The following is a 19537-nucleotide window of genomic DNA, read 5'->3' as shown; positions in this document are numbered from 1 at the left end:
TTACTGAGCCTTTTTCCATTTATTGGGTTGTTATACCTAGCACTAAGGTGACTGGTATCAGAGCTTCTTGATAAAGCGGCTTTCGACTTTCATCGTAAACTCTTCATTATCCGAGAGTATAAACTGAATTGTCGAAACTGGTGAGCTCAGTTTTTCTGGATCGACGCCCAAACTGATAGGAAGGTTTAAAACCTCACCTGGGTCTACGGTAATCGTTTGTTTACCGTACCAGATAGAATCCGGCAGCCCGCTGACATCAAGTTTGTACTCTTGCTCTTGCTGAGTCTTGTTGATGACTTTTAAGTTGTAAGTATTTTCGACAAGCCCTTGGCTATTGATTCTAAATAGTTGGTTTCTATCGCGCAGAACGCTTAAGCCTGCAGGATCAACACTCGCGATTTGTGCGAAAAACAGCCCCAACATAACGATCAGTATTACGCCATAGCCCAAGAGCTTAGGACGCATCACCTTGGTTGAGTGCCCCTCAAGCCTATGTTCGGTGGTGTAGTTGATCAGACCTTTCTCATAACCCATACGTTCCATGGTGTTGTCACAAGCATCAATACACGCGCCACAGTTAATACACTCGTATTGCAGACCGTCACGAATATCGATACCCGTCGGGCACACTTGAACGCATAAATTACAGTCAATACAGTCGCCTAGCCCAAGTTCTTTTGGATCGGCTTTACGAGAGCGAGGGCCGCGGCTTTCACCTCGTTCAGTGTCGTAACCCACGATGAAGGTATCTTTATCGAACATTGCCGATTGGAAACGCGCGTAAGGACACATGTGCAGACAAACAATAGAACGCATCCATCCCGCATTCGCATAAGTACACCCAGCAAAGAACAATACCCAAAACACCGGCCAGAAAGTCGAGTTAAAGGTAAAGAAGCCAACCACCAGTTCTTTGATTGGGATGAAGTAACCGACAAAGGTTAAGCCCGTCGCAATCGCAATCACCCACCACGCGATGTGCTTGATAGTTTTTCTGAGAATTAAATTGCTCGTCAGTTTGCCTGAGTCTTGTTTTCTTCGCTTATTGGCAGCACCTTCCAGTTTCTCTTCGAACCAGATGTACATGAAGGTCCAGACGGTTTGCGGGCATAAATAACCACACCAGACTCGCCCTAAGAAGGTGGTTATGAAGAACAAGCCAAACGCCGCAATCATGAAGAGGATAGCGAGTAGCGTTAGATCTTGTGGGTATAGGGTTGTACCAAAGAAGTTGAACTGTTGACTGCCGATATCGAGCAAGATCGCTTGTCGTTCACCGAATGGAATCCATGGGATAAGCGCAAAAAGTAAAAGTAAGAACCAACCGCCGTAACGACGAAGTTGTTGGAATTTACCTTTGCTTTCTCGAACATAGATTCGGTTACTTGGGTTAAATCGATCTCCATTACCTTTATGTGTTTTTGGGTTAAAGGTTTTAGGAGTCACATCTTTGATATCGATTTTATCCTGACTCATGGACTATCCTTTTTGTGGCTTGTTTGCCCGGTTAACTCGGGCATGACGACATTACTTGAAAGTATGGTTTAGAGAACCTGTAGAAATTGAGCTTGGTGCATTTGTTGGTATCGCACTCACTCTTATTATTTTAGAAGATTCTTATGGATGGCGATTATAGCGACAATCTTGTTCTCATTTCTTTAACGCTATCAACCTTTAACAACAAAAGTCATAACAGTTGTGACGAAAAAATAGCGAACAGAAACAAAAAAGCGACCGAGTGGTCGCTTTTAAACATTGAGTTTTTTATCTATACGGCAATTGAGCTCTAAATAAATAGGCGACTAAAGAAGGCCACGCGCTTTTAGAATTGCGGTTTTGAAATCATCTTCTTGGTCTTTTTTAAGACCTGGGATCATTTCATCTTTTTCGCTATTACGCATTTTTAGATGGTAGATAAGAACATCGTCAGTTAGCTCTTCAAGCTTACCTTGGTAGCCCGCTTCTTTTGATAGCTTAATGATGAACTCTAACAGGTTAAGCTCTTGATCTTTCTGCCACTCAGGCTCCATCAGTTCAAGCAGTTCTTCAATGCGGTGACACTTCATACTTTATTTCTCCACAAATTTTATAATGATTTGTGGCTAAGGTATCAAATCGGGTAGGGAATACCAATGTGTAAACACATTTCAAGATGGGAGCAGGCAAGAAAAAAGCGCAGTAAAAACTGCGCTTTTTGTTAAGCGGCTTTAATCACTTTTGTTGTAGCCGGTGCTAATAAAGCAGCCTTCTCAACGAGAGTCATTGTAGGAGCCAATTTCTTAGCCGTTGGAGCAGCAACAAAGCCACTACGACGACGCATCGCACTACGGTTGGTGTGCGAGAACCTGACAGCTGTTGGGCGCATTAATTTACCTAACGGTCAGGCATATCCATTGCCAATCTAATGGCCTGATTTATCATGAGATCCGCCTCAATTGCTTGAAGAGTCACTCGTCTGGCTTTCGCCAATCCGAAAAATAAATCAGGATAATGATATGCATGCATATCAAGGGTTAGATTATCACTATCTAAGTTATCGATCGACGCCTGAGTGATAATTAAACGATATTAGAGCTAAAATAGTGTGAGCAGTATATTTGAGTTTGAACCTCTTTCAGGCTTAAGATGATGTTTTAAAGGAGGTGCATATGTCGTTCTTAAAGAAAACGTTAGCAAGTTTTGGAATTGGATCTGCCAAGGTGGATTCTGTATTGCAACAGGAAGTGCTTTATCCAGGTAAGAAGGCGAGCATTATTGTACATGTCTACGGAGGCGCTCAGCCGCAGGAGATCGATAACATTGATCTCAACTTATGCTGTCGCTACGTCAAAGAAGTTACCGCGAACTCGCAAGGGCAAGAGGGCGGTCATAAACGCCGAATGCACCAGACATACTCGCTGGCAAAATGGAGCTTGCCGTATGCCTTTGTGATTCAACCGGGTGAAACCCGTGACTTTGAATGTGAGTTTGATGTGCCACTGAACACACCGGTTACGATTGGTGATTCAAAGGTATGGCTGGAAACCGGGTTGGATATTGCGATGGCGATTGACCCATCGGATAAAGACGCCTTAACGGTTCGTCCCGACCCACTGCTCGATGGTATTTTTAACGAGCTTGAAGCTCAAGGCCTGCGTATTCGTCAAGTGGAATGTGAAGCGGTCAAAGGCTTTGAACTGCCGTTTGTACAAGAGTTTGAGTTTGTGCCGACGACGGGTCCTTATCATGGCCGTTGGCGTGAATTGGAAGTGGTGGCTCATCGTGATGAAACAGAGCTGAAGTTGTGGTTCGAGATTGATAGAAATCGCGATGGTGCAAAAGGCATGTTAGCTAGCTTGCTAGGCGTTGGTAAGCTACAGCGTCAATTGAGTGTGCCACTGGATACCTCACCACAAGATGCTGGCAAGATGGTACTTGAATATCTAGATAACGCCTCTTAGTTCCTATAACCCTTTAATTAACTCTTTGGTTATTTAGTTTTGGATCTTTTAGCCTCATTACATATTTCAGGCGTCATTAATGTCATAAAAGGTGTTATAAAAATTTAAGCTTACACGTGTAAGCTTAATGTGCAATACTGGGTCAATCGAACATTTACTCTAGTAGGATATTCATGTCTGCATCATCAGCCAGCGAATACAGTGACATCGAAGAACGCGCTAATGCAATAACCCATGGCTTGGGCGTTGTGCTCGGCGTGGTTGGTCTGATCTTGCTGCTTATTCGTGCGTTTGATTACCAAGCCGACATGCTAACTGTTGCTAGTATGGCGGTGTATGGCAGCAGTATTATTTTGCTCTTTCTCGCCTCCACGTTGTACCACTCTATCACCACTGAGAAAACCAAGCGCTTACTCAAAACCCTTGACCACTGTGCGATTTATTTGTTGATTGCGGGCAGTTACACGCCGTTTCTCTTAGTGGGCTTAAGAACCCCATTAGCTATGGGTTTGATGGCGGTGATCTGGGGGATTGCGCTGGTGGGCATCATCATGAAGATAGCCTTCGTTTATCGATTCAAGCGTTTATCGCTGTTCATTTACCTAGCGATGGGTTGGCTATCTTTGATAGTTGTTTATCAATTAGCGATGAATATCGATATAGGTGGTTTGGTGTTACTGGCAGTTGGCGGAGTGATTTACTCGCTGGGTGTGGTTTTCTATGTGGCAAAACGCATCCCTTATAACCATGCCATCTGGCACTTGTTTGTATTGGCGGGCTGCGCTTGCCATTTCTTCGCTATCTATCTGTTTGTGACACCGGTTTAGTTTTGATTGACCCGGTATGCCCCTAACGGGTAGAAACGTCAGTGATCTCCACGTCTATTTTATATTCAGGATACTTATCAACATCGATCGCTAAGTATTTACCTTCTGCCGAAGTTTGTGGTCGAAGGTAGGTATCAGCAAGGCGCTTAATGGATTGCCAAGTGTTGATACTGCCTTGATGCAGCAGCTCACCCGTTGGTGAGTAGACAGTGATATTTAGCGTAACTAGCACGACGGCTTCTGTGCTTTGGTTAGTGACTGATATAGGTAAGATTAGCTGTTTATTCTCGTAGAGTCCTGCCCCAATCAAAACGTCCACACCTGATTTGGAAAGCTGCAAGCTTGGCTTGGTGTCTCCAATCTTGATTGTGGTACCGCGTGTGTTTTTGGCTACAGGAATACTCGTCAATGCTGACTCTGCATTCGATGATGCGTTACTCACATACTGCCAAGTAAAATCGTCTTTTAGTAACACTTGCTTACCATCAGACAATGTGACCATTTGATCAGCAAAGGCAGAACTTGCGAATACTGAGTTTGCGAGCAATGCGCTAGCGAGAAGTACGTATGATTTCATCTGTGTTTCCTTAAATATTCGCGGAATTAGCGTCGCCAAAAGGCTGGGAAAAATAGAACAATGAGCGTCAGTATTTCGAGTCGTCCCATTAGCATGCCTAAACTTAGCAACCATTTAGCGGCGTCTGGCAGTGGAGCAAAGTTCCCGGTTGGACCGATCACGCTACCCATTCCCGGACCCACGTTGGCAACGGCTGTGATAGCGCCTGAGATGCTTGTTATTGGGTCTAACCCCATCGCACTCAAACCACCAGCAATTAAGATAATCGTGATAAAGAACATCAAACCAAATGCCACGAGTGAACGCACAATGTCGTCATTCACAGGTCGCTGATTGTAGCGTTGAACAAACACGCCCGATGGGTGAATTAGCTTCATCATTTGTTTGTGGAGCATGGTCATCGCGATCTGGAAGCGGAAGATTTTTATACCGCCAGAGGTTGAACCCGAGCAAGCTCCCGCCATCATTAGGAATGCAAACAAGGTCGTTGGCAGTGCACCCCACGCGGTGAAGTCTTCTAAGCCAAAACCGGTTGTGGTGACGACTGATACGATGTTGAACATCGAAACACGCATCGCATCCATAACAGTGTAGCCATCTCTAACCACCAACCATGTTGATATTACGGCGCTGGTGACCAAGAACAGGTATGTAAAACCTCTCACTTGCGCGTCTTTGTAGAGGATTGAGAGTTTTCTTCCACGCAGTGCGCTAACGAACAGTAAGAACGGCAGGCCGCCAAGGAACATGAACAGTGTTCCTACCCAGTGAGCACTGTTGGAGAAGTGGTTCATTGATCCATCTGATGTTGAGTACCCCCCCGTCGACAGTGTTGTGAACGCGTGATTGATCGCATCAAAGATGCCCATGCCTGCAAACAGATAGCTAATGATGCATAAGCCAGTCAGAACCAGATAAACCGCCACGATGTTTTTCGCGACTGTTTTCGCTCGTGGGCTACTTTTATCTGACCAATCGGATGATTCAGTTTGGAACAGGCGCATACCACCAACGTTGAGCATTGGTAGAACCGCTACCGCCATCACGATAAAGCCGATACCACCTAACCATTGCAGTATTGAACGCCACAACAGAATGCTTGGTGCCATGCTGTCTAAGCCGCTTAATACTGTTGAGCCTGTTGTGGTGATACCAGACATGGTTTCAAAATAGGCGTCAGTGAAGCTGATGTGGTTGATGAAGACAAACGGCAGTGCAGCAAAGGCACTGGCAATAGTCCAGACCAGAGAGGTGATAAGGAACATGTCCCGCACCCCCAATCGAAACTTAGCGGAGCGGCCTAAACTCAAGCAGATGAACGCCACAATGTGCGTGATCACGACCGATTGACCAAACTCGAGAAAACCACCGGTGCCAGTAAAGAAGGCAACCAATGTGGGGATGTACATGAAAAGGGCGAGTTTTGATAACACTAACCCTATTACTAATAATATCGGACGAAAGTTGACCATAGCTTAATAGACCATAGCTTTAATTGATTACAGCTTTGTGTCGGAGCGTCGTTCCCACAAAAAGAAAGTTGCGAGAACGATGCTTACGAGAACAAGGCTATAAGAAGAACGGGCTCGGTTGGAATAGAGACTCAACATCAGGTACGTATTTCTTGTCCACTAGGAACATCACTACGTGGTCATCTTGTTCGATTACGGTTCTATCGTGCGCGATAAGTACTTCTTCTCCGCGAACAATCGCACCAATAGTGGTACCCGGTGGTAGTTTGATGTCGCCAATCGCTCGACCAACAACCTTAGAGGTGGTTTCGTCACCGTGAGCAATCGCTTCGATAGCCTCAGCAGCACCACGGCGTAGAGATGATACATTTACAATATCAGCACGACGAACGTGGGTAAGCAGCGCAGAAATGGTCGCTTGCTGTGGCGAGATAGCAATATCAATCACACCACCCTGAACAAGGTCGACATAAGCGCCACGCTGAATCAGCACCATTACTTTCTTGGCACCCATTCGCTTCGCCAGCATCGCTGACATGATGTTGGTTTCATCTTCATTGGTTAGGGCAATGAACACGTCCACCTGATCGATGTTCTCTTCGGTTAGCAGTTCTTGGTCGGCTGCATCACCACAGAATACGATGGTGTTTTCTAATTCTTCAGATAACTTCTCGGCGCGAGTGTAGCTGCGTTCGATAAGCTTGATGCTGTAGCTCTGCTCAAGGCGTTTAGCTAAGCTTGCACCAATGTTACCGCCACCAACAATCATGATGCGGCGGTACGGCTTCTCTAGGCGTTGAAGCTCACTCATTACAGAGCGGATATGGTTACTTGCTGCGACGAAGAAAACCTCATCATCGGCTTCAATGATGGTAGTGCCTTGTGGGCGAATAGGGCGACCTTGACGGAAGATAGCGGCTACACGAGTATCAATGTGCGGCATGTGTTCACGCAAAGCAGACAGTGCGTTACCAACCAATGGTCCACCGTAGTAAGCTTTTACTGCTACTAGGCTAACCTTCTGTTCAGCAAAGCTCACAACCTGCAATGCACCTGGATATTGAATCAGGCGCTCGATGTAGCTGGTGACGAGTTCTTCTGGGGCAATCAAATGATCGACCGGAATCGCCCCTGATTTGAAGAGTGCTTCTTTCTCTTCTAAATACTGTGGAGAGCGGATACGGGCAATACGGTTTGGTGTGTTAAACAGAGAAAAGGCAACCTGACATGCGGCCATGTTGGTTTCATCCATGTTGGTTACGGCAACCAACATGTCGGCATCTTGCGCGCCCGCTTCACGTAGTGTGTTCGGGTGGCTGGCATAACCGTTTACAACTCTAAGGTCGTATTTGTCCTGAAGTTCACGAAGTCGGTCGGCATTACGGTCGACAATCGTGATGTCATTGTTTTCACCCACTAGGTTTTCAGCAAGGGTACCGCCAACTTGTCCAGCACCTAGAATAATGATCTTCATAGCCTTTCTCTTATTTTTTGCCGTTGTAATTCTAGTGATCTCTTTTCGCTTTGATAATGCACTAGAAAGAAACAGCGGCTAAGAAATAAATTCTTAGCCGCTGTTAGTTGTTATGCCTGTTTTACTAGAACTGCGTAGTAGAAGCCATCCATATCTTCTTCACCAGGTAGTATTTGACGACCCGGTTTTTCGATATCAGACCCAACTAGCGTTGCGTTCTCGGTGCGCTCTAAGAATGCTTTCACTTGCAGCACGTTTTCTTGCGGCGTGATAGAACATGTCGCATAAACCATGGTGCCGCCTTCTTTTAGCTGGCGCCACATTGCATCCAAAATCTCACTTTGCAGCTCTGCTAGTGCATCAATATCAGATGCACGGCGTAGCCACTTAATGTCAGGGTGACGGCGGATTACACCCGTCGCTGAACACGGAGCATCAAGTAGGATGCGGTCAAACTGACTGCCTGTCCACCACTCTTCAGGGTAGCGAGCATCACCACAGATCACGTCGGCACGCAGTTGTAGGCGTTCAAGGTTATCGTAAACGCGGTCTAGGCGTTTAATATCACTGTCGATTGCAACCACTTCAGTGTCTTGAGTATGTTCAAGAATGTGTGCAGTTTTACCGCCAGGTGCTGCGCAGCAGTCTAGGATTAGTTCACCATCTTTTGGTGTTAGGTAATCAACAGAAAGCTGAGCTGCAGCGTCTTGTACTGATACCCAGCCTCGGTCGAAACCAGGAAGCAAAGTAACATCACAAGGTGACGCTAATTTTATGGCATCAGCCGCTTCAGGGTGCAGCGTGTATTCAATGTTTTCGTTTTTAAGCAGTTCAACATACTCGTCACGAGTGTGGTGTTGGCGGTTTACACGCAGCCACATTGGTGCCTTGCTGTTGTTTGCTTCAACTAATTGCTCCCACTGATCTGGGTAGCTCTCTTGAAGCATTTTTAGAATCCAGCTTGGATGGCTGTATTTGCCCGCATTGTGGCTAACGGCTTTCTCATCTAGCTCTTCTTGATCGCGCAGGTAGCTGCGAAGCACTGCGTTGATCAAACCACTCAGGCTTGGGCCGCGCAGTGTTTTGGTTGCTTCAACTGTTTCAGCAACGGCAGCATGCGAAGGAATGCGCATAAAGCTCAACTGGTAAATGCCTACTAAGATCAGGTGGTGGAATACGCGCTTTTTACCTTTAAGCGAGTTTTCCATCAGTTCGTTAGCGATTGACTCTAAGCGAGGCAGGTAACGAAGTGCGCCGTAGCAAATCTCTTGCAGTAGAGCATGGTCTCGCGGACGGATCGTTTTTTGAGCCGCAGGGAGAGCGTGTGAAAGAGAGTGGCCTTTATCGACAACTTGGAATAGGACATTTGCAGCAGCAGCGCGAACATTCATGAGGGGTACCGAATATTTATTTGAATACATGAGGGCATCTCTGCCCTCGTAAAGGTTTTCTAAATAGTGTTTTTACAAGCTACACGTTTTTAAGTACATATTGAGTAGCTTTAAAGCGGTTAAGAAAGTTGAGTACCAACTTCAAACCAGCTTGCACGTGAGTTCAAGATGTCTTGAACTGACATGGCTTTTTTGCCTGGAACTTGTAGCTGTTCCAGTACTAGTACTTTGTCGCCAGTCGCAACATAAATACCAGTCTTATCTGCTTTGATGATTGAGCCAGCTGGCGCAGATGTCGATTCTTCATCAACACGCGTCTGCCAAACTTTAATGCTTTTTTCATCATTAGAGCTGCTATCAACAATCGCAAAGTGACTCATTGGCCACGGGTTGAAAGCGCGCACACAACGTTCGATGTGTTCTGCACTGTCATTCCAATCAATTTTAGCTTCTTCTTTGCTCAGCTTCTTCGCGTAGTTAGCAAGTTCGTCGTCTTGCTTCTCAGCAACAGCCTTACCAGAAGCGATGTCAGCTAAACACTCAACAAGCGCATCAGGACCAAGACCAGCTAACTTTTCGTACATTGACGCACTGGTATCTGTAGATTCGATTGGTAGCGTTGCGATGCTTAGCATATCCCCGGTATCTAGGCCGATATCCATCTGCATGATCGTTACGCCAGTCTCTTTATCGCCCGCCCAGATAGAGCGTTGGATCGGAGCAGCACCACGCCAGCGCGGTAGGATAGAACCATGCACGTTAATACAACCCAAGCGAGGCGTATCTAGTACAGCTTGTGGAAGAAGCAAGCCGTAAGCGACAACAACCATGATGTCAGCATTCAAATCTGCTAGCTCTTGCTTAGCTTCATCTGACTTGAAATTTTCTGGTTGGTAAACCGGAATATTGTTTTCAAGTGCGATGTTTTTTACTGGGCTCGCAGTCAGTTTTTTACCGCGGCCTGCTGGACGATCTGGCTGTGTGTAAACAGCAATAACTTCATGCTCCGAAGACAACAACGCCGCCAAATGACGGGCGGCGAAATCCGGAGTACCTGCGAAGACAATTCTTAAAGATTGACCCAAGGTAGACTTCCTTCTTAATTTAGTAATAGCAGCGGTTATTAACCTTGTTTCTCGTTGAAACGTTTAATCTTCGCTAGCTTATCTTGAATACGTTTGCGCTTTAGTGGCGATAGGTAATCAACAAACAACTTGCCTTCTAGGTGGTCAAGTTCGTGCTGAACACAGATAGCCAGAAGGTCGTCAGCGTCGAATGTGAATTCGTTGCCTTCACGGTCTAATGCTTTAACCGTTACTTCTGCAGCTCGAGGTACTAGAGCTCGAGCGCCTGGTACAGATAGACAGCCTTCTTCGATACCATCTTCGCCACGTTTGTCAGTAATTTCAGGGTTGATCAGAACCATAGGTTCGTCACGTGTTTCTGAAATATCGATAACAACGATGCGCTGGTGGAAATCTACTTGCGTTGCAGCAAGGCCGATACCTTCTTCGTCGTACATGGTTTCAATCATGTCATCAACGAACTTTTGAATCTCTGGGGTAACTTCTTTTACCGGTTTCGCCACGGTACGTAGACGATCATCTGGTAATGTTAATACTTGTAATACAGACATATACACTCGAAATATTGAACTGTGCCGAAACAGCTTAAACCTTGTTGGCTCAATTCTAGACATTTTAGAGGTCAAATGACAGCATCCTGAAGTTAATTCTCTAATCAGATGTCATATATTCAGACCAAGGAACCTAGGTCATGCGTCATTTTTCTCCCACTTTTTCTCTTATTTGTGCCTCGCTTTCGTTCGCCGTTATGGCTGAAAATAGTGAGCAACCTTTAACCATTAAACAAGGCGCACCCGAGGCATATGTGGTGGTGAAGGGCGATACTTTGTGGGATATCTCCGCGATGTATCTTGATAGTCCATGGATGTGGCCGAGGTTGTGGCAGGTAAATCCTGAGATAGAAAACCCTCACCTTATTTACCCCGGAGATAAATTGTCTCTGGTTTGGGTTAATGGTGAGCCTGTATTGAGCCTCAAACCCGTCATCAAGCTAAGCCCTAAGATTCGTGTATCAGAGAAGAAAGCAGTACCTACCGTGAATGAGGCGCTTGTTCTACCGTATCTACAATCTGATCGTTTGGTTGAGCAACAAGATATCCAATCTGCTCAACGAGTGTTGGGGACAAGTGATGGAAAGAGATTCTTATCGGGTGAAGACCGGTTGTTTATTTCGGGTAACCAACAACATCAAAAGTGGGGTATCTACCGCGCCGTTGAAACCTACCAGCGACAGCAACCTCAAGCGAGTATGACCTCGTTGCGTTTGGTCGCCACGGCACGCTTAAAAGAAGTGGACGCTGAGTTCAGTAGCTTACAGATAGAGACTCAACTGCAAGAGGTGCTGCTTAACGACCTCGTGTTACCAGAGCTTGGCGTTGATCTGGTGAAGCTCTCAACCACGTTTTATCCTGCGCCTAGTGCTGCGGGTCAGTTTGCTAATATCTTGGGTTCGTTAGATGGCAGCCAATACAGTGCAAAGAATCAGGTCGTGGTTATTAACAAAGGCTCGCAGGACAATCTTCGCCAAGGCTCTATGTTTACGCTCAGCGAAAGCGGCGCGGTGGTGTTTGGTAAGCAAGGTGAATACAGCTACAAAGAATCAGCGGCGAGCGATAAGGTGCAATTGCCAAGTACTTCGCTGGGCAGCTTAATGGTCATCCGCCCTTACGAGTATTTTAGCCTCGCCCTGATTACTCAGAGCTCTAAGCCGGTTAGCAATGACATTCTGGCGGTATCGCCTTTGGATCTTGCGTTGACGGAAGAGGTTAAGGGCACCGAGTGAATGAGCAACAACTGATCGCTTGGCTCTCGCTGAGCTTTGTTCCACAACTGGGTGGTAAGCGTCTTTCTCGTCTGTTGAGTGTTGATTCCCCATCGAATATTGTTGGTTACTCCAGCCAACAGCTGCAAGCGATTGGTTTGTCAGCCAAGCAAATCTCCTACTTAAGACAGCAAGCCCCTAGAGAAGTGGAGGCATGCCTGGCGTGGCAAGCAAGGCAGCCCAATCATCACATCATTACCCCTAATTGCTCGCATTATCCCAAACTGCTGAATGAGACCGGCTCCGCGCCAAGCGTGCTTTTCGTTAAAGGTCACGTTGAAAAACTGATTGAGCCTCAAATCGCTATGGTCGGCAGTCGCAATGCCAGTCTCGAAGGGTTGCAAACCGCGAAGTCCTTCGCCAAAGAGTTCGTCCAAAACGGTTTGATTGTCACTAGTGGCTTAGCGTTGGGTATTGATGGTTATGCTCATGATGGTGCTCTAGATAAAGGAGGAGAGACTTTCGCGGTTTTAGGTTCAGGTTTGGATTCCATTTACCCAGCGCGGCACAGAAACTTAGCCGATAGGATCTGTGAAAATGGTGCATTGGTTTCAGAGTTTCGCCCAAGTGCCAAACCACGACCTGAACATTTCCCTCGCCGTAACCGTATTATAAGTGGATTATCGCTCGGAACCTTGGTAGTTGAAGCGGCTGAGAAGAGCGGCTCTTTGATTACAGCTCGCTATGCCATGGAGCAAGGCCGAGAAGTGTTTGCGCTGCCCGGTTCAATTCATAGCCCTACCAGCCGTGGCGGCAATAGCTTAATTAAAGCCGGTGCATGTTTGGTGCAAAATGCTCAAGATGTTCTGATCGAAATAAAGAGTCTGTTAGACTGGTCTATAGATCAGCAGCCCAGTTTGTTCGAGCCTACGCCGAATGAGAGTGAAAATGAACAATTGCCATTTCCACAGCTGTTAGCTAACGTAGGATTAGAGGCGACACCCGTTGATATTTTGGCACAGAGAACCCATATACCTGTGCATGAGGTCATGATGCAGCTTTTAGAGCTTGAGCTCTCAGGGCATGTTGTTGCAGTTTCCGGTGGCTATATTCGAAAGGGGAGAGGCTAAGCTATGATGATGGACATACTGATGTACTTGTTTGAAACCTACATCCATAGCGATTCTGAATTGCAGGTGGATCAAGATGAGCTGGAAGATGAGCTTCTTCGAGCAGGGTTTCACCAAGATGATATTTATAAGGCCCTCCATTGGTTAGAAGATCTTGCTGCATTGCAAGATACCGAGAACCAAGCGGCGATTAGTGTGTGTTCCAATACCTCGATGCGTATTTATACCAGTCGAGAGATTTCACGTATTAATATGGAGTGTCGAGGCTTCTTATTGTTCCTTGAGCAGATCAACGTGCTTACGACAGAGATTCGTGAAATGGTGATTGATCGTGTGATGGGGCTTGAGACCAACGAATTTGAATTGGATGATCTGAAATGGATTATCTTAATGGTGCTATTTAATGTACCGGGTAATGAAAGTGCTTACACGCAAATGGAAGAGCTGTTGTACACCAAAGAGCAAGGTATCTTGCATTAATACAGGCTTGTCATGAGTAGTAAGATTGATAATCAGCTTTTTTCAGCACATGAACATGCATTAGAGCATGAACCATGTCCACAGTGTGGTGGAGAGCTTCAGCTTCGCCATGGTAAGCACGGCCCATTTTTAGGCTGTAAGCAGTATCCGAGCTGTGATTACATCAAGCCGTTGCATCAAAATGATGGCCACGTGGTGAAAGAGTTGGGTGTACCGTGCCCTAAATGCCAAAACGAATTGGTATTAAGGCAAGGCCGCTTTGGGATGTTCATTGGCTGTAGCAGTTACCCAACGTGTAATCACATCGAATCTTTGGACCAACCAAAAGAACAACTTGAAGAGCAGCCACTTGTTGCTTGCCCTGAGTGTGGCAGAGGCCATTTGGTTGAGCGTAAATCTCGCTATGGCAAAACCTTCTATGCTTGTGATAACTACCCAAAGTGTAAGTTCGCAGTAAACCAACCACCTATTATCGGTCGTTGTGAACAGTGTCAGTTCCCGTTGTTACTTGAGAAGAAAACAGCCAATGGAATCAAGAAAGAATGTGCTGATCGCAAGTGTCACCACATTCAATCTCAATAACCTGATGTTATAGACAAAAAAACGGCGCTCACTGAGCGCCGTTTCTATATCCAATAAACGTTCTATATTCATCAAGCAATGTAGACTTACTTCATCTGCTCAGCAAATTCATGCACAGCAGGGTAGGCTTGCTTATCGAGAATGTCTGCCAGTGAGCATAACGCTCTTTGCAGCTCTGCGTTGTAGTCAGCGCTCACGTTAATGTGGCCCATCTTACGACCTGCACGCTTCTCTTTACCATACCAATGAACATGACAGCCACCTTGAGCAAGAATTGCTTCAGGTAGGGTATCTTCGCCAAGGATGTTGATCATTGCGGTTGGGCGAATCAGTTTGGTGCTGCCTAGTGGCATCCCACATACGGCACGTAGGTGGTTCTCAAACTGACAAGTTTCAGCGCCTTGCTGCGTCCAGTGGCCAGAGTTATGAACACGTGGTGCAATCTCGTTAACCAGCAGTGAACCTTGAACATCAAAGAACTCTAGCGCGAGCACACCAACGTAATCTAAGCGTTCAGCAATGGCAGTGAACATGGTTTTCGCTTGCTCTTGCAGTTCAATGTCATCAATCGCTGTCGATAAGCTCAACACGCCATCGGTGTGAACATTTTCAGCCAGTGGGTACACTTGAATCTCACCATTGGCGCCACGAGCACCCACCAGTGATACTTCGCGGTCAAACTGGACAAACTCTTCAGCAACAATGGCTTGGTTGTCTGTTGCTGCGATGCACTCAGCCATTTCTGTCCAAGTCGCGTCAACGTTATCTAATGTCTTTAAGCGCCATTGACCTTTGCCATCGTAGCCGCCAAGTGTGCTCTTCAATACCATTGGTAAGCCAACGTGAGCGATCGCAGCGTCAAAGTCTTCGCGAGAGTTAATCACGTAGTACTTAGCATTTTTCACGCTTGCTTCGTCTAACAGGATTTTTTCAAGGCGACGGTCACCGCCAGCTTTGATTGCTTCTGTTGTCGGTAAGAACTTACCGCTGCGTTCACATACCTCAAGCACGTCGTGAGGAATATGTTCGAACTCTGCAGTAATGACGTCCGCACGCTCAATCGCATTGTCTAAGCCGTTGCCTAGAATCGCTTGCGTTAATGGGTGAACAATATTTTTGCTGCCAACATCAAAAGCAGAAATTTCAATATTCAGCGGTGCCCCAGCTAGGGACATCATGCGAGCAAGTTGGCCCGCGCCTAACACAAGAACATGCATGGGAATTAGTCCTCTGCAGGGTTTGGATTAGCAAGAACCGTTTCTGTTTGCTCAGAGCGGAACGCTTCTACTTTCGCCATCACTTCTTCATTGTGTGTACCAATGATTTGAGCGGCTAGGATGCCTGCATTGGCTGCGCCAGCTTCACCGATAGCCAGAGTACCTACCGCGATACCTTTTGGCATTTGTACGATAGAAAGCAGTGAGTCCATGCCTTTCAGTGCTTTAGACTGAACAGGAACACCTAAAACAGGTACGCTTGTGAAAGCTGCAGCCATGCCCGGAAGATGCGCAGCACCGCCAGCACCAGCAATAATCACTTTAATACCGCGCTCTTTCGCACTGGTTGCGTAGTCAGCAAGCAACTGAGGTGTGCGGTGAGCAGAAACCACTTTTGTTTCGTACGCCACGCCAAACTGATCCAACATTTCTGCAGCTAGCTTCATTGTTGGCCAATCAGATTTAGAACCCATGATAATACCGACAGTCATCTCAAACTCCTTCAGGTACGATTTAATTAGTGATTAGATATTTTGCGCGCATTATACGGGTAAAATTGCTTAAGGAAAACGTTTGCGTCAGTCTAAGTTGTTAATTGATACATTTTATAAACAAATAGCTTTAGTCACAGTGAATGATAATTTGTACACTTAGCGAGTTCGATAACAGAATTAATGAGGCAACCCTTGGATAACTTTCAACATACTTTGCAGGCATTACAACAAGGTGAAGTCATTGCTTACCCGACAGAAGGCGTTTTTGGGGTCGGTTGTGATCCCGATAATCCACAAGCCATTAAGAAACTGCTCGACTTAAAACAACGACCGATGGAAAAAGGGTTGATCCTAATTGCTGCAAGTTACGAGCAGTTGTTGCCTTATATTGACGAAAGCCAACTAACCGATGACCAATTAGCGACGGTTAAAGCGACATGGCCAGGTCCGGTCACTTGGATTATGCCAACCAGCAGTAAAGTTACTGACTGGGTAAGCGGTCAATTTGATTCGATCGCGGTACGCGTGACTGATCACCCTTTGGTTCAAAGAATGTGTAATGAATTCGGTAAGCCGTTAACCTCGACCAGTGCTAACCTGACAGGTGAACCACCTTGTATGACGACTGAAGAAGTTCAACAGCAACTGGGTCAACATTTGGTGGCTATTCTCGAAGGTCAAACGGGTGGTCGTGAGAAGCCAAGCGAAATTAGAGATGCAAAAACCTCGAAAATATTAAGACAGGGTTAAACCCTGCAAAGGAAGAAAGATGTCAGCAATTGATAAAGAAGCAGTAAAACAGTTTTTACTGAGCCTACAAGATTCGATTTGCCAACAGCTTGAGCAAGCTGATGGCACAGCACTGTTTGAAGAAGATGCATGGGAGCGTGAACCTGGCGAACGCCTTGGTGGCGGTGGTCGAACTCGCGTGATGACCAACGGTGCGGTCTTTGAGCAAGGTGGTGTTAACTTTTCTCACGTTGCAGGTAAGGCAATGCCAGCTTCAGCAACCGCTCACCGCCCTGAATTAGCCGGACGTAAGTTTGAAGCTATGGGGGTGTCGTTAGTTATCCATCCTAAAAACCCATACATCCCAACCTCACACGCGAACGTTCGATTCTTTATTGCGGAAAAAGAAGGTGAAGACCCAATTTGGTGGTTTGGTGGTGGTTTTGATTTAACACCATTCTATCCTTTTGATGAAGATTGCCAGTCTTGGCATCAAACCGCTAAAGATCTGTGCGCACCATTTGGTGAGGACGTTTACCAAGAACATAAAGAGTGGTGTGATAAATACTTCTATCTGCCTCACCGAGACGAAACACGCGGTGTTGGTGGTCTGTTCTTTGATGATCTGAATGAGTGGGGTTTCGATAAGAGCTTTGCTTATATGCAGGCTGTCGGTGAAGGCTTTGCAGCCGCCTATCTACCAATTGTAGAACGACGAAAAGAGACGTCTTACGGTGAGCGCGAGCGTGACTTCCAACTTTATCGTCGTGGTCGCTATGTTGAATTTAACCTAGTTTATGACCGTGGCACCTTATTTGGTCTGCAAAGTGGTGGTCGCACAGAGTCTATATTGATGTCTATGCCGCCGTTGGCTCGTTGGGAATACCGCTACGAACCACAAGCGGGTTCACCAGAAGCTCTTCTTTATAGTGACTACCTCAAACCTCGAGTTTGGTAGTTCTTCCTTCCTTATAGGGATAGTGATAGGGTCATCTATATAGATGACCCTTTTTATTTCTGTTAGGTAAGGATATGACACAGCAAGTAGATCGTTATGCCGTTTTCGGTAACCCTATTGGGCAAAGCAAATCGCCATTCATTCACACATTATTTGCTCGCCAAACCAGCCAACAACTTACCTATACAGCACTCCAGCCAGAACAAGGTGAATTCATCATTGCTGCTCAAGCTTTTTTTAGTGAGGGTGGTAGAGGGTGTAATGTCACAGCACCTTTTAAAGAAGATGCGTATCAGTTCGCTAATCGCCTGACTGAAAGAGCTGAACTAGCAGGTGCCGTAAACACACTTAAGAAGCTCGATGATGGAGAGATCATTGGTGATAACACCGATGGTGAAGGCTTAGTTCAAGACCTTCTTCAACATCAAGTTGCGTTAAAAGGAGCTCGCGTTCTTCTACTTGGTGCTGGTGGTGCTGCTCGAGGAGTGATTCAACCTCTACTCGACCAAAAGCCACAACAGTTGGTAGTCGCTAATCGAACCCGTTCAAAGGCTGAACTTCTGGCTGAGATGTTTTCTTCACATGGAAACATCAAAGGAATGGGGTTAAGTGATGTTAATGAAGGGTTTGATGTCATCATTAACTCGACCTCGTCTGGTCTAAGTGGTCAACTTCCTGAAGTTTCTGAGATTATCTTCAATTCGAATAGCGCCGTTTATGACATGGTTTACGGATCGGGCACCACGGTATTCAATCATTGGGCATTAGATAATGGTGTTCATGCTGCTTATGATGGCTTGGGTATGTTAGTGGGGCAGGCAGCAGAGAGCTTTATGCTTTGGCGTGGCCTTCGTCCGGGAACAAAACAGATTTTAAGAGAACTACGTAAAAACCTAGAGATGTAATGAGGTATTTATAAAAAATGAATCAATCAATTCTATTTCCTGATATCCAAGATTGGGATGAAGAAAATCAATCAATCATCTTTCCAGCACAGCAGTCTGGCGCACTGATTGAGTGTGTTATGTCTATTGAAGAGCTGTCTCGATTGGCAGGTAAAGATATAGAAGAAGGCGATCAAGCTTTAGTTATCTTTTCAGAGTTACGTTTCGATATTGAAGAGCTAGCGGAAGAGTTAATAGAAGAAGAGGAGTATGACTCCTCTCATCGGATTCAGATCAAAGCGTTTTAGACTGGTAACACAGAGTCTAGATAGTCGTTTTTATTCTGAACATAGTTGTCAGCTGACTTCTGTAAAAAGGCACGCTCTTTATCATTTAATGGGCGTGCTTGTTTTACTGGACTTCCGACATATAGATAACCGCTTTCAAGTACCTTATTAGGCGGAACCAAGCTACCAGCACCAATCATCACATCTTCTTTAATAACCACGCCATCGAGCACGATAGCTCCCATACCAACAAGTACACGATCTTCAATGGTGCAGCCATGCAGCATTACTTTATGCCCGACAGTGACATCATTACCTATTAGTAGAGGATAACCCTCTGGGTTTTCTGCATTCTTATGGGTGACGTGCAAAACGCTACCGTCTTGGATATTCGTTCTATCTCCAATATGAATGTGGTTTACATCCCCTCGAGCTGCAACCAAAGGCCACACACTAGAGTCGTCACCGATTTTTATATCACCAACCAGTACAGAGCTTGTATCTATATAGACACCTTGTCCAATCTGAGGGGATACTCCTTTATAACTGCGTATTGAACTCATAAATCCTCCTTTATATAGGTACCTTAAGCCCTTAATTAAGGGGAATACTAGTGAAAATGGGGTGTTTTGAACAAAAAACGCTCGAACAATCAAAAAAGTAAGAAAAACTTCAAAAAGGGCTTGCCAGTGTGATCGAAATCTCTATAATGCGACCTCGTTGAAACGGGAAGGCTTCGTAAGAAACC

At 45.8% G+C, this 19537-nt stretch carries 22 protein-coding genes; 10 read left to right on the top strand and 12 right to left on the bottom strand.

Annotation, left to right across the window (positions count from 1 at the left end):
• Positions 1 to 57 precede the first annotated feature (57 nt).
• From ccoG to AB6D07_RS08830, 3 genes are all read right to left on the bottom strand, one after another.
• A complete protein-coding gene (gene ccoG, locus AB6D07_RS08840) occupies positions 58 to 1476 on the bottom strand; it encodes a cytochrome c oxidase accessory protein CcoG (protein WP_017103138.1) in 1419 nt (472 codons plus the stop codon).
• Positions 1477 to 1802: 326 nt separating this feature from the next.
• Positions 1803 to 2066: a YihD family protein gene (locus AB6D07_RS08835; RefSeq protein WP_009848104.1), complete on the bottom strand. Its 264-nt coding sequence runs from the start codon at positions 2064 to 2066 to the stop codon at positions 1803 to 1805.
• A gap of 131 nt (positions 2067 to 2197) precedes the next feature.
• On the bottom strand, positions 2198 to 2365 hold the full coding sequence (locus AB6D07_RS08830; RefSeq protein ID WP_012605092.1) for a hypothetical protein: 168 nt from the start codon (positions 2363 to 2365) through the stop codon (positions 2198 to 2200).
• A gap of 283 nt (positions 2366 to 2648) precedes the next feature.
• Here AB6D07_RS08830 and AB6D07_RS08825 point away from each other — a divergent pair, with 283 nt between their 5' ends.
• Together AB6D07_RS08825 and AB6D07_RS08820 are read left to right on the top strand one after the other, a co-directional pair.
• Positions 2649 to 3440, top strand: coding sequence for a sporulation protein (locus AB6D07_RS08825; RefSeq protein ID WP_029222949.1), 792 nt, complete (start codon positions 2649 to 2651; stop codon positions 3438 to 3440).
• A gap of 173 nt (positions 3441 to 3613) precedes the next feature.
• The gene (locus AB6D07_RS08820; RefSeq protein ID WP_017103140.1) at positions 3614 to 4267 is read left to right on the top strand and encodes a hemolysin III family protein; all 654 of its coding nucleotides are present in this window, start codon (positions 3614 to 3616) and stop codon (positions 4265 to 4267) included.
• 22 nt (positions 4268 to 4289) lie between these two features.
• On the opposite strand, the gene AB6D07_RS08815 is transcribed toward AB6D07_RS08820, so the two are convergent.
• From AB6D07_RS08815 to def, 6 genes are all read right to left on the bottom strand, one after another.
• The gene (locus AB6D07_RS08815) at positions 4290 to 4844 is read right to left on the bottom strand and encodes a DUF3157 family protein (RefSeq protein WP_017103141.1); all 555 of its coding nucleotides are present in this window, start codon (positions 4842 to 4844) and stop codon (positions 4290 to 4292) included.
• A 26-nt stretch (positions 4845 to 4870) separates the two neighbouring features.
• Entirely contained in the window at positions 4871 to 6316 is a 1446-nt protein-coding gene (locus AB6D07_RS08810; protein ID WP_009848099.1) for a TrkH family potassium uptake protein, read from the bottom strand.
• Positions 6317 to 6413: 97 nt separating this feature from the next.
• A complete protein-coding gene (trkA, locus tag AB6D07_RS08805; RefSeq protein WP_004735766.1) occupies positions 6414 to 7790 on the bottom strand; it encodes a Trk system potassium transporter TrkA in 1377 nt (458 codons plus the stop codon).
• Between the two features lie 110 nt (positions 7791 to 7900).
• Positions 7901 to 9181: a 16S rRNA (cytosine(967)-C(5))-methyltransferase RsmB gene (gene rsmB, locus AB6D07_RS08800; RefSeq protein WP_017099685.1), complete on the bottom strand. Its 1281-nt coding sequence runs from the start codon at positions 9179 to 9181 to the stop codon at positions 7901 to 7903.
• Between the two features lie 119 nt (positions 9182 to 9300).
• Positions 9301 to 10266, bottom strand: a complete 966-nt coding sequence (fmt, locus tag AB6D07_RS08795) for a methionyl-tRNA formyltransferase (RefSeq protein ID WP_017103142.1) — start codon at positions 10264 to 10266, stop codon at positions 9301 to 9303.
• A gap of 38 nt (positions 10267 to 10304) precedes the next feature.
• Positions 10305 to 10817, bottom strand: a complete 513-nt coding sequence (def, locus tag AB6D07_RS08790; RefSeq protein WP_004735769.1) for a peptide deformylase — start codon at positions 10815 to 10817, stop codon at positions 10305 to 10307.
• Between the two features lie 140 nt (positions 10818 to 10957).
• On the opposite strand from def, the gene AB6D07_RS08785 reads away from it, so the two are divergent.
• The 4 genes from AB6D07_RS08785 to AB6D07_RS08770 are packed head-to-tail and all read left to right on the top strand — an operon-like array spanning position 10958 to position 14220.
• Positions 10958 to 12049, top strand: coding sequence for a LysM peptidoglycan-binding domain-containing protein (locus AB6D07_RS08785; protein WP_372092285.1), 1092 nt, complete (start codon positions 10958 to 10960; stop codon positions 12047 to 12049).
• Entirely contained in the window at positions 12046 to 13158 is a 1113-nt protein-coding gene (gene dprA, locus AB6D07_RS08780) for a DNA-processing protein DprA (RefSeq protein WP_017103144.1), read from the top strand. The genes AB6D07_RS08785 and dprA overlap by 4 nt, the downstream gene beginning before the upstream one ends.
• 3 nt (positions 13159 to 13161) lie before the next feature.
• Positions 13162 to 13638, top strand: coding sequence for a DUF494 family protein (locus tag AB6D07_RS08775; protein WP_009848094.1), 477 nt, complete (start codon positions 13162 to 13164; stop codon positions 13636 to 13638).
• 12 nt (positions 13639 to 13650) lie between these two features.
• Positions 13651 to 14220 (top strand): type I DNA topoisomerase, encoded by a 570-nt coding sequence (locus AB6D07_RS08770; protein ID WP_017099689.1) that lies wholly within the window; start codon positions 13651 to 13653, stop codon positions 14218 to 14220.
• Positions 14221 to 14306: 86 nt separating this feature from the next.
• Here AB6D07_RS08770 and AB6D07_RS08765 read toward each other — a convergent pair whose 3' ends face one another.
• Positions 14307 to 15437, bottom strand: a complete 1131-nt coding sequence (locus AB6D07_RS08765; RefSeq protein WP_017103145.1) for a 5-(carboxyamino)imidazole ribonucleotide synthase — start codon at positions 15435 to 15437, stop codon at positions 14307 to 14309.
• A gap of 5 nt (positions 15438 to 15442) precedes the next feature.
• Positions 15443 to 15928 carry a 5-(carboxyamino)imidazole ribonucleotide mutase gene (gene purE / locus AB6D07_RS08760; RefSeq protein WP_004735777.1) on the bottom strand — a complete coding sequence of 162 codons (486 nt, stop codon included), beginning with the start codon at positions 15926 to 15928 and terminating at the stop codon, positions 15443 to 15445.
• 195 nt (positions 15929 to 16123) lie between these two features.
• Here purE and AB6D07_RS08755 point away from each other — a divergent pair, with 195 nt between their 5' ends.
• The 4 genes from AB6D07_RS08755 to AB6D07_RS08740 all read left to right on the top strand — a co-directional run bounded on the left by AB6D07_RS08755 (position 16124) and on the right by AB6D07_RS08740 (position 18810).
• Positions 16124 to 16681, top strand: a complete 558-nt coding sequence (locus tag AB6D07_RS08755; RefSeq protein WP_029222950.1) for an L-threonylcarbamoyladenylate synthase — start codon at positions 16124 to 16126, stop codon at positions 16679 to 16681.
• A 19-nt stretch (positions 16682 to 16700) separates the two neighbouring features.
• Positions 16701 to 17618, top strand: a complete 918-nt coding sequence (hemF, locus tag AB6D07_RS08750; RefSeq protein WP_017099691.1) for an oxygen-dependent coproporphyrinogen oxidase — start codon at positions 16701 to 16703, stop codon at positions 17616 to 17618.
• A gap of 74 nt (positions 17619 to 17692) precedes the next feature.
• The gene (aroE, locus tag AB6D07_RS08745; protein ID WP_017099692.1) at positions 17693 to 18523 is read left to right on the top strand and encodes a shikimate dehydrogenase; all 831 of its coding nucleotides are present in this window, start codon (positions 17693 to 17695) and stop codon (positions 18521 to 18523) included.
• A 17-nt stretch (positions 18524 to 18540) separates the two neighbouring features.
• Positions 18541 to 18810: a DUF1488 domain-containing protein gene (locus AB6D07_RS08740; protein WP_017099693.1), complete on the top strand. Its 270-nt coding sequence runs from the start codon at positions 18541 to 18543 to the stop codon at positions 18808 to 18810.
• Here AB6D07_RS08740 and AB6D07_RS08735 read toward each other — a convergent pair.
• Positions 18807 to 19352 (bottom strand): gamma carbonic anhydrase family protein, encoded by a 546-nt coding sequence (locus AB6D07_RS08735; RefSeq protein ID WP_017099694.1) that lies wholly within the window; start codon positions 19350 to 19352, stop codon positions 18807 to 18809. The two genes, AB6D07_RS08740 and AB6D07_RS08735, sit on opposite strands and share 4 nt — an antisense overlap.
• Positions 19353 to 19537: the final 185 nt, after the last annotated feature.

The sequence above is a fragment of the Vibrio sp. 10N.239.312.C11 genome, from assembly GCF_041466065.1.
In the GTDB taxonomy this organism is placed as follows: domain Bacteria; phylum Pseudomonadota; class Gammaproteobacteria; order Enterobacterales; family Vibrionaceae; genus Vibrio; species Vibrio tasmaniensis_A.
This window is presented reverse-complemented; position numbering and strand designations above follow the sequence as displayed.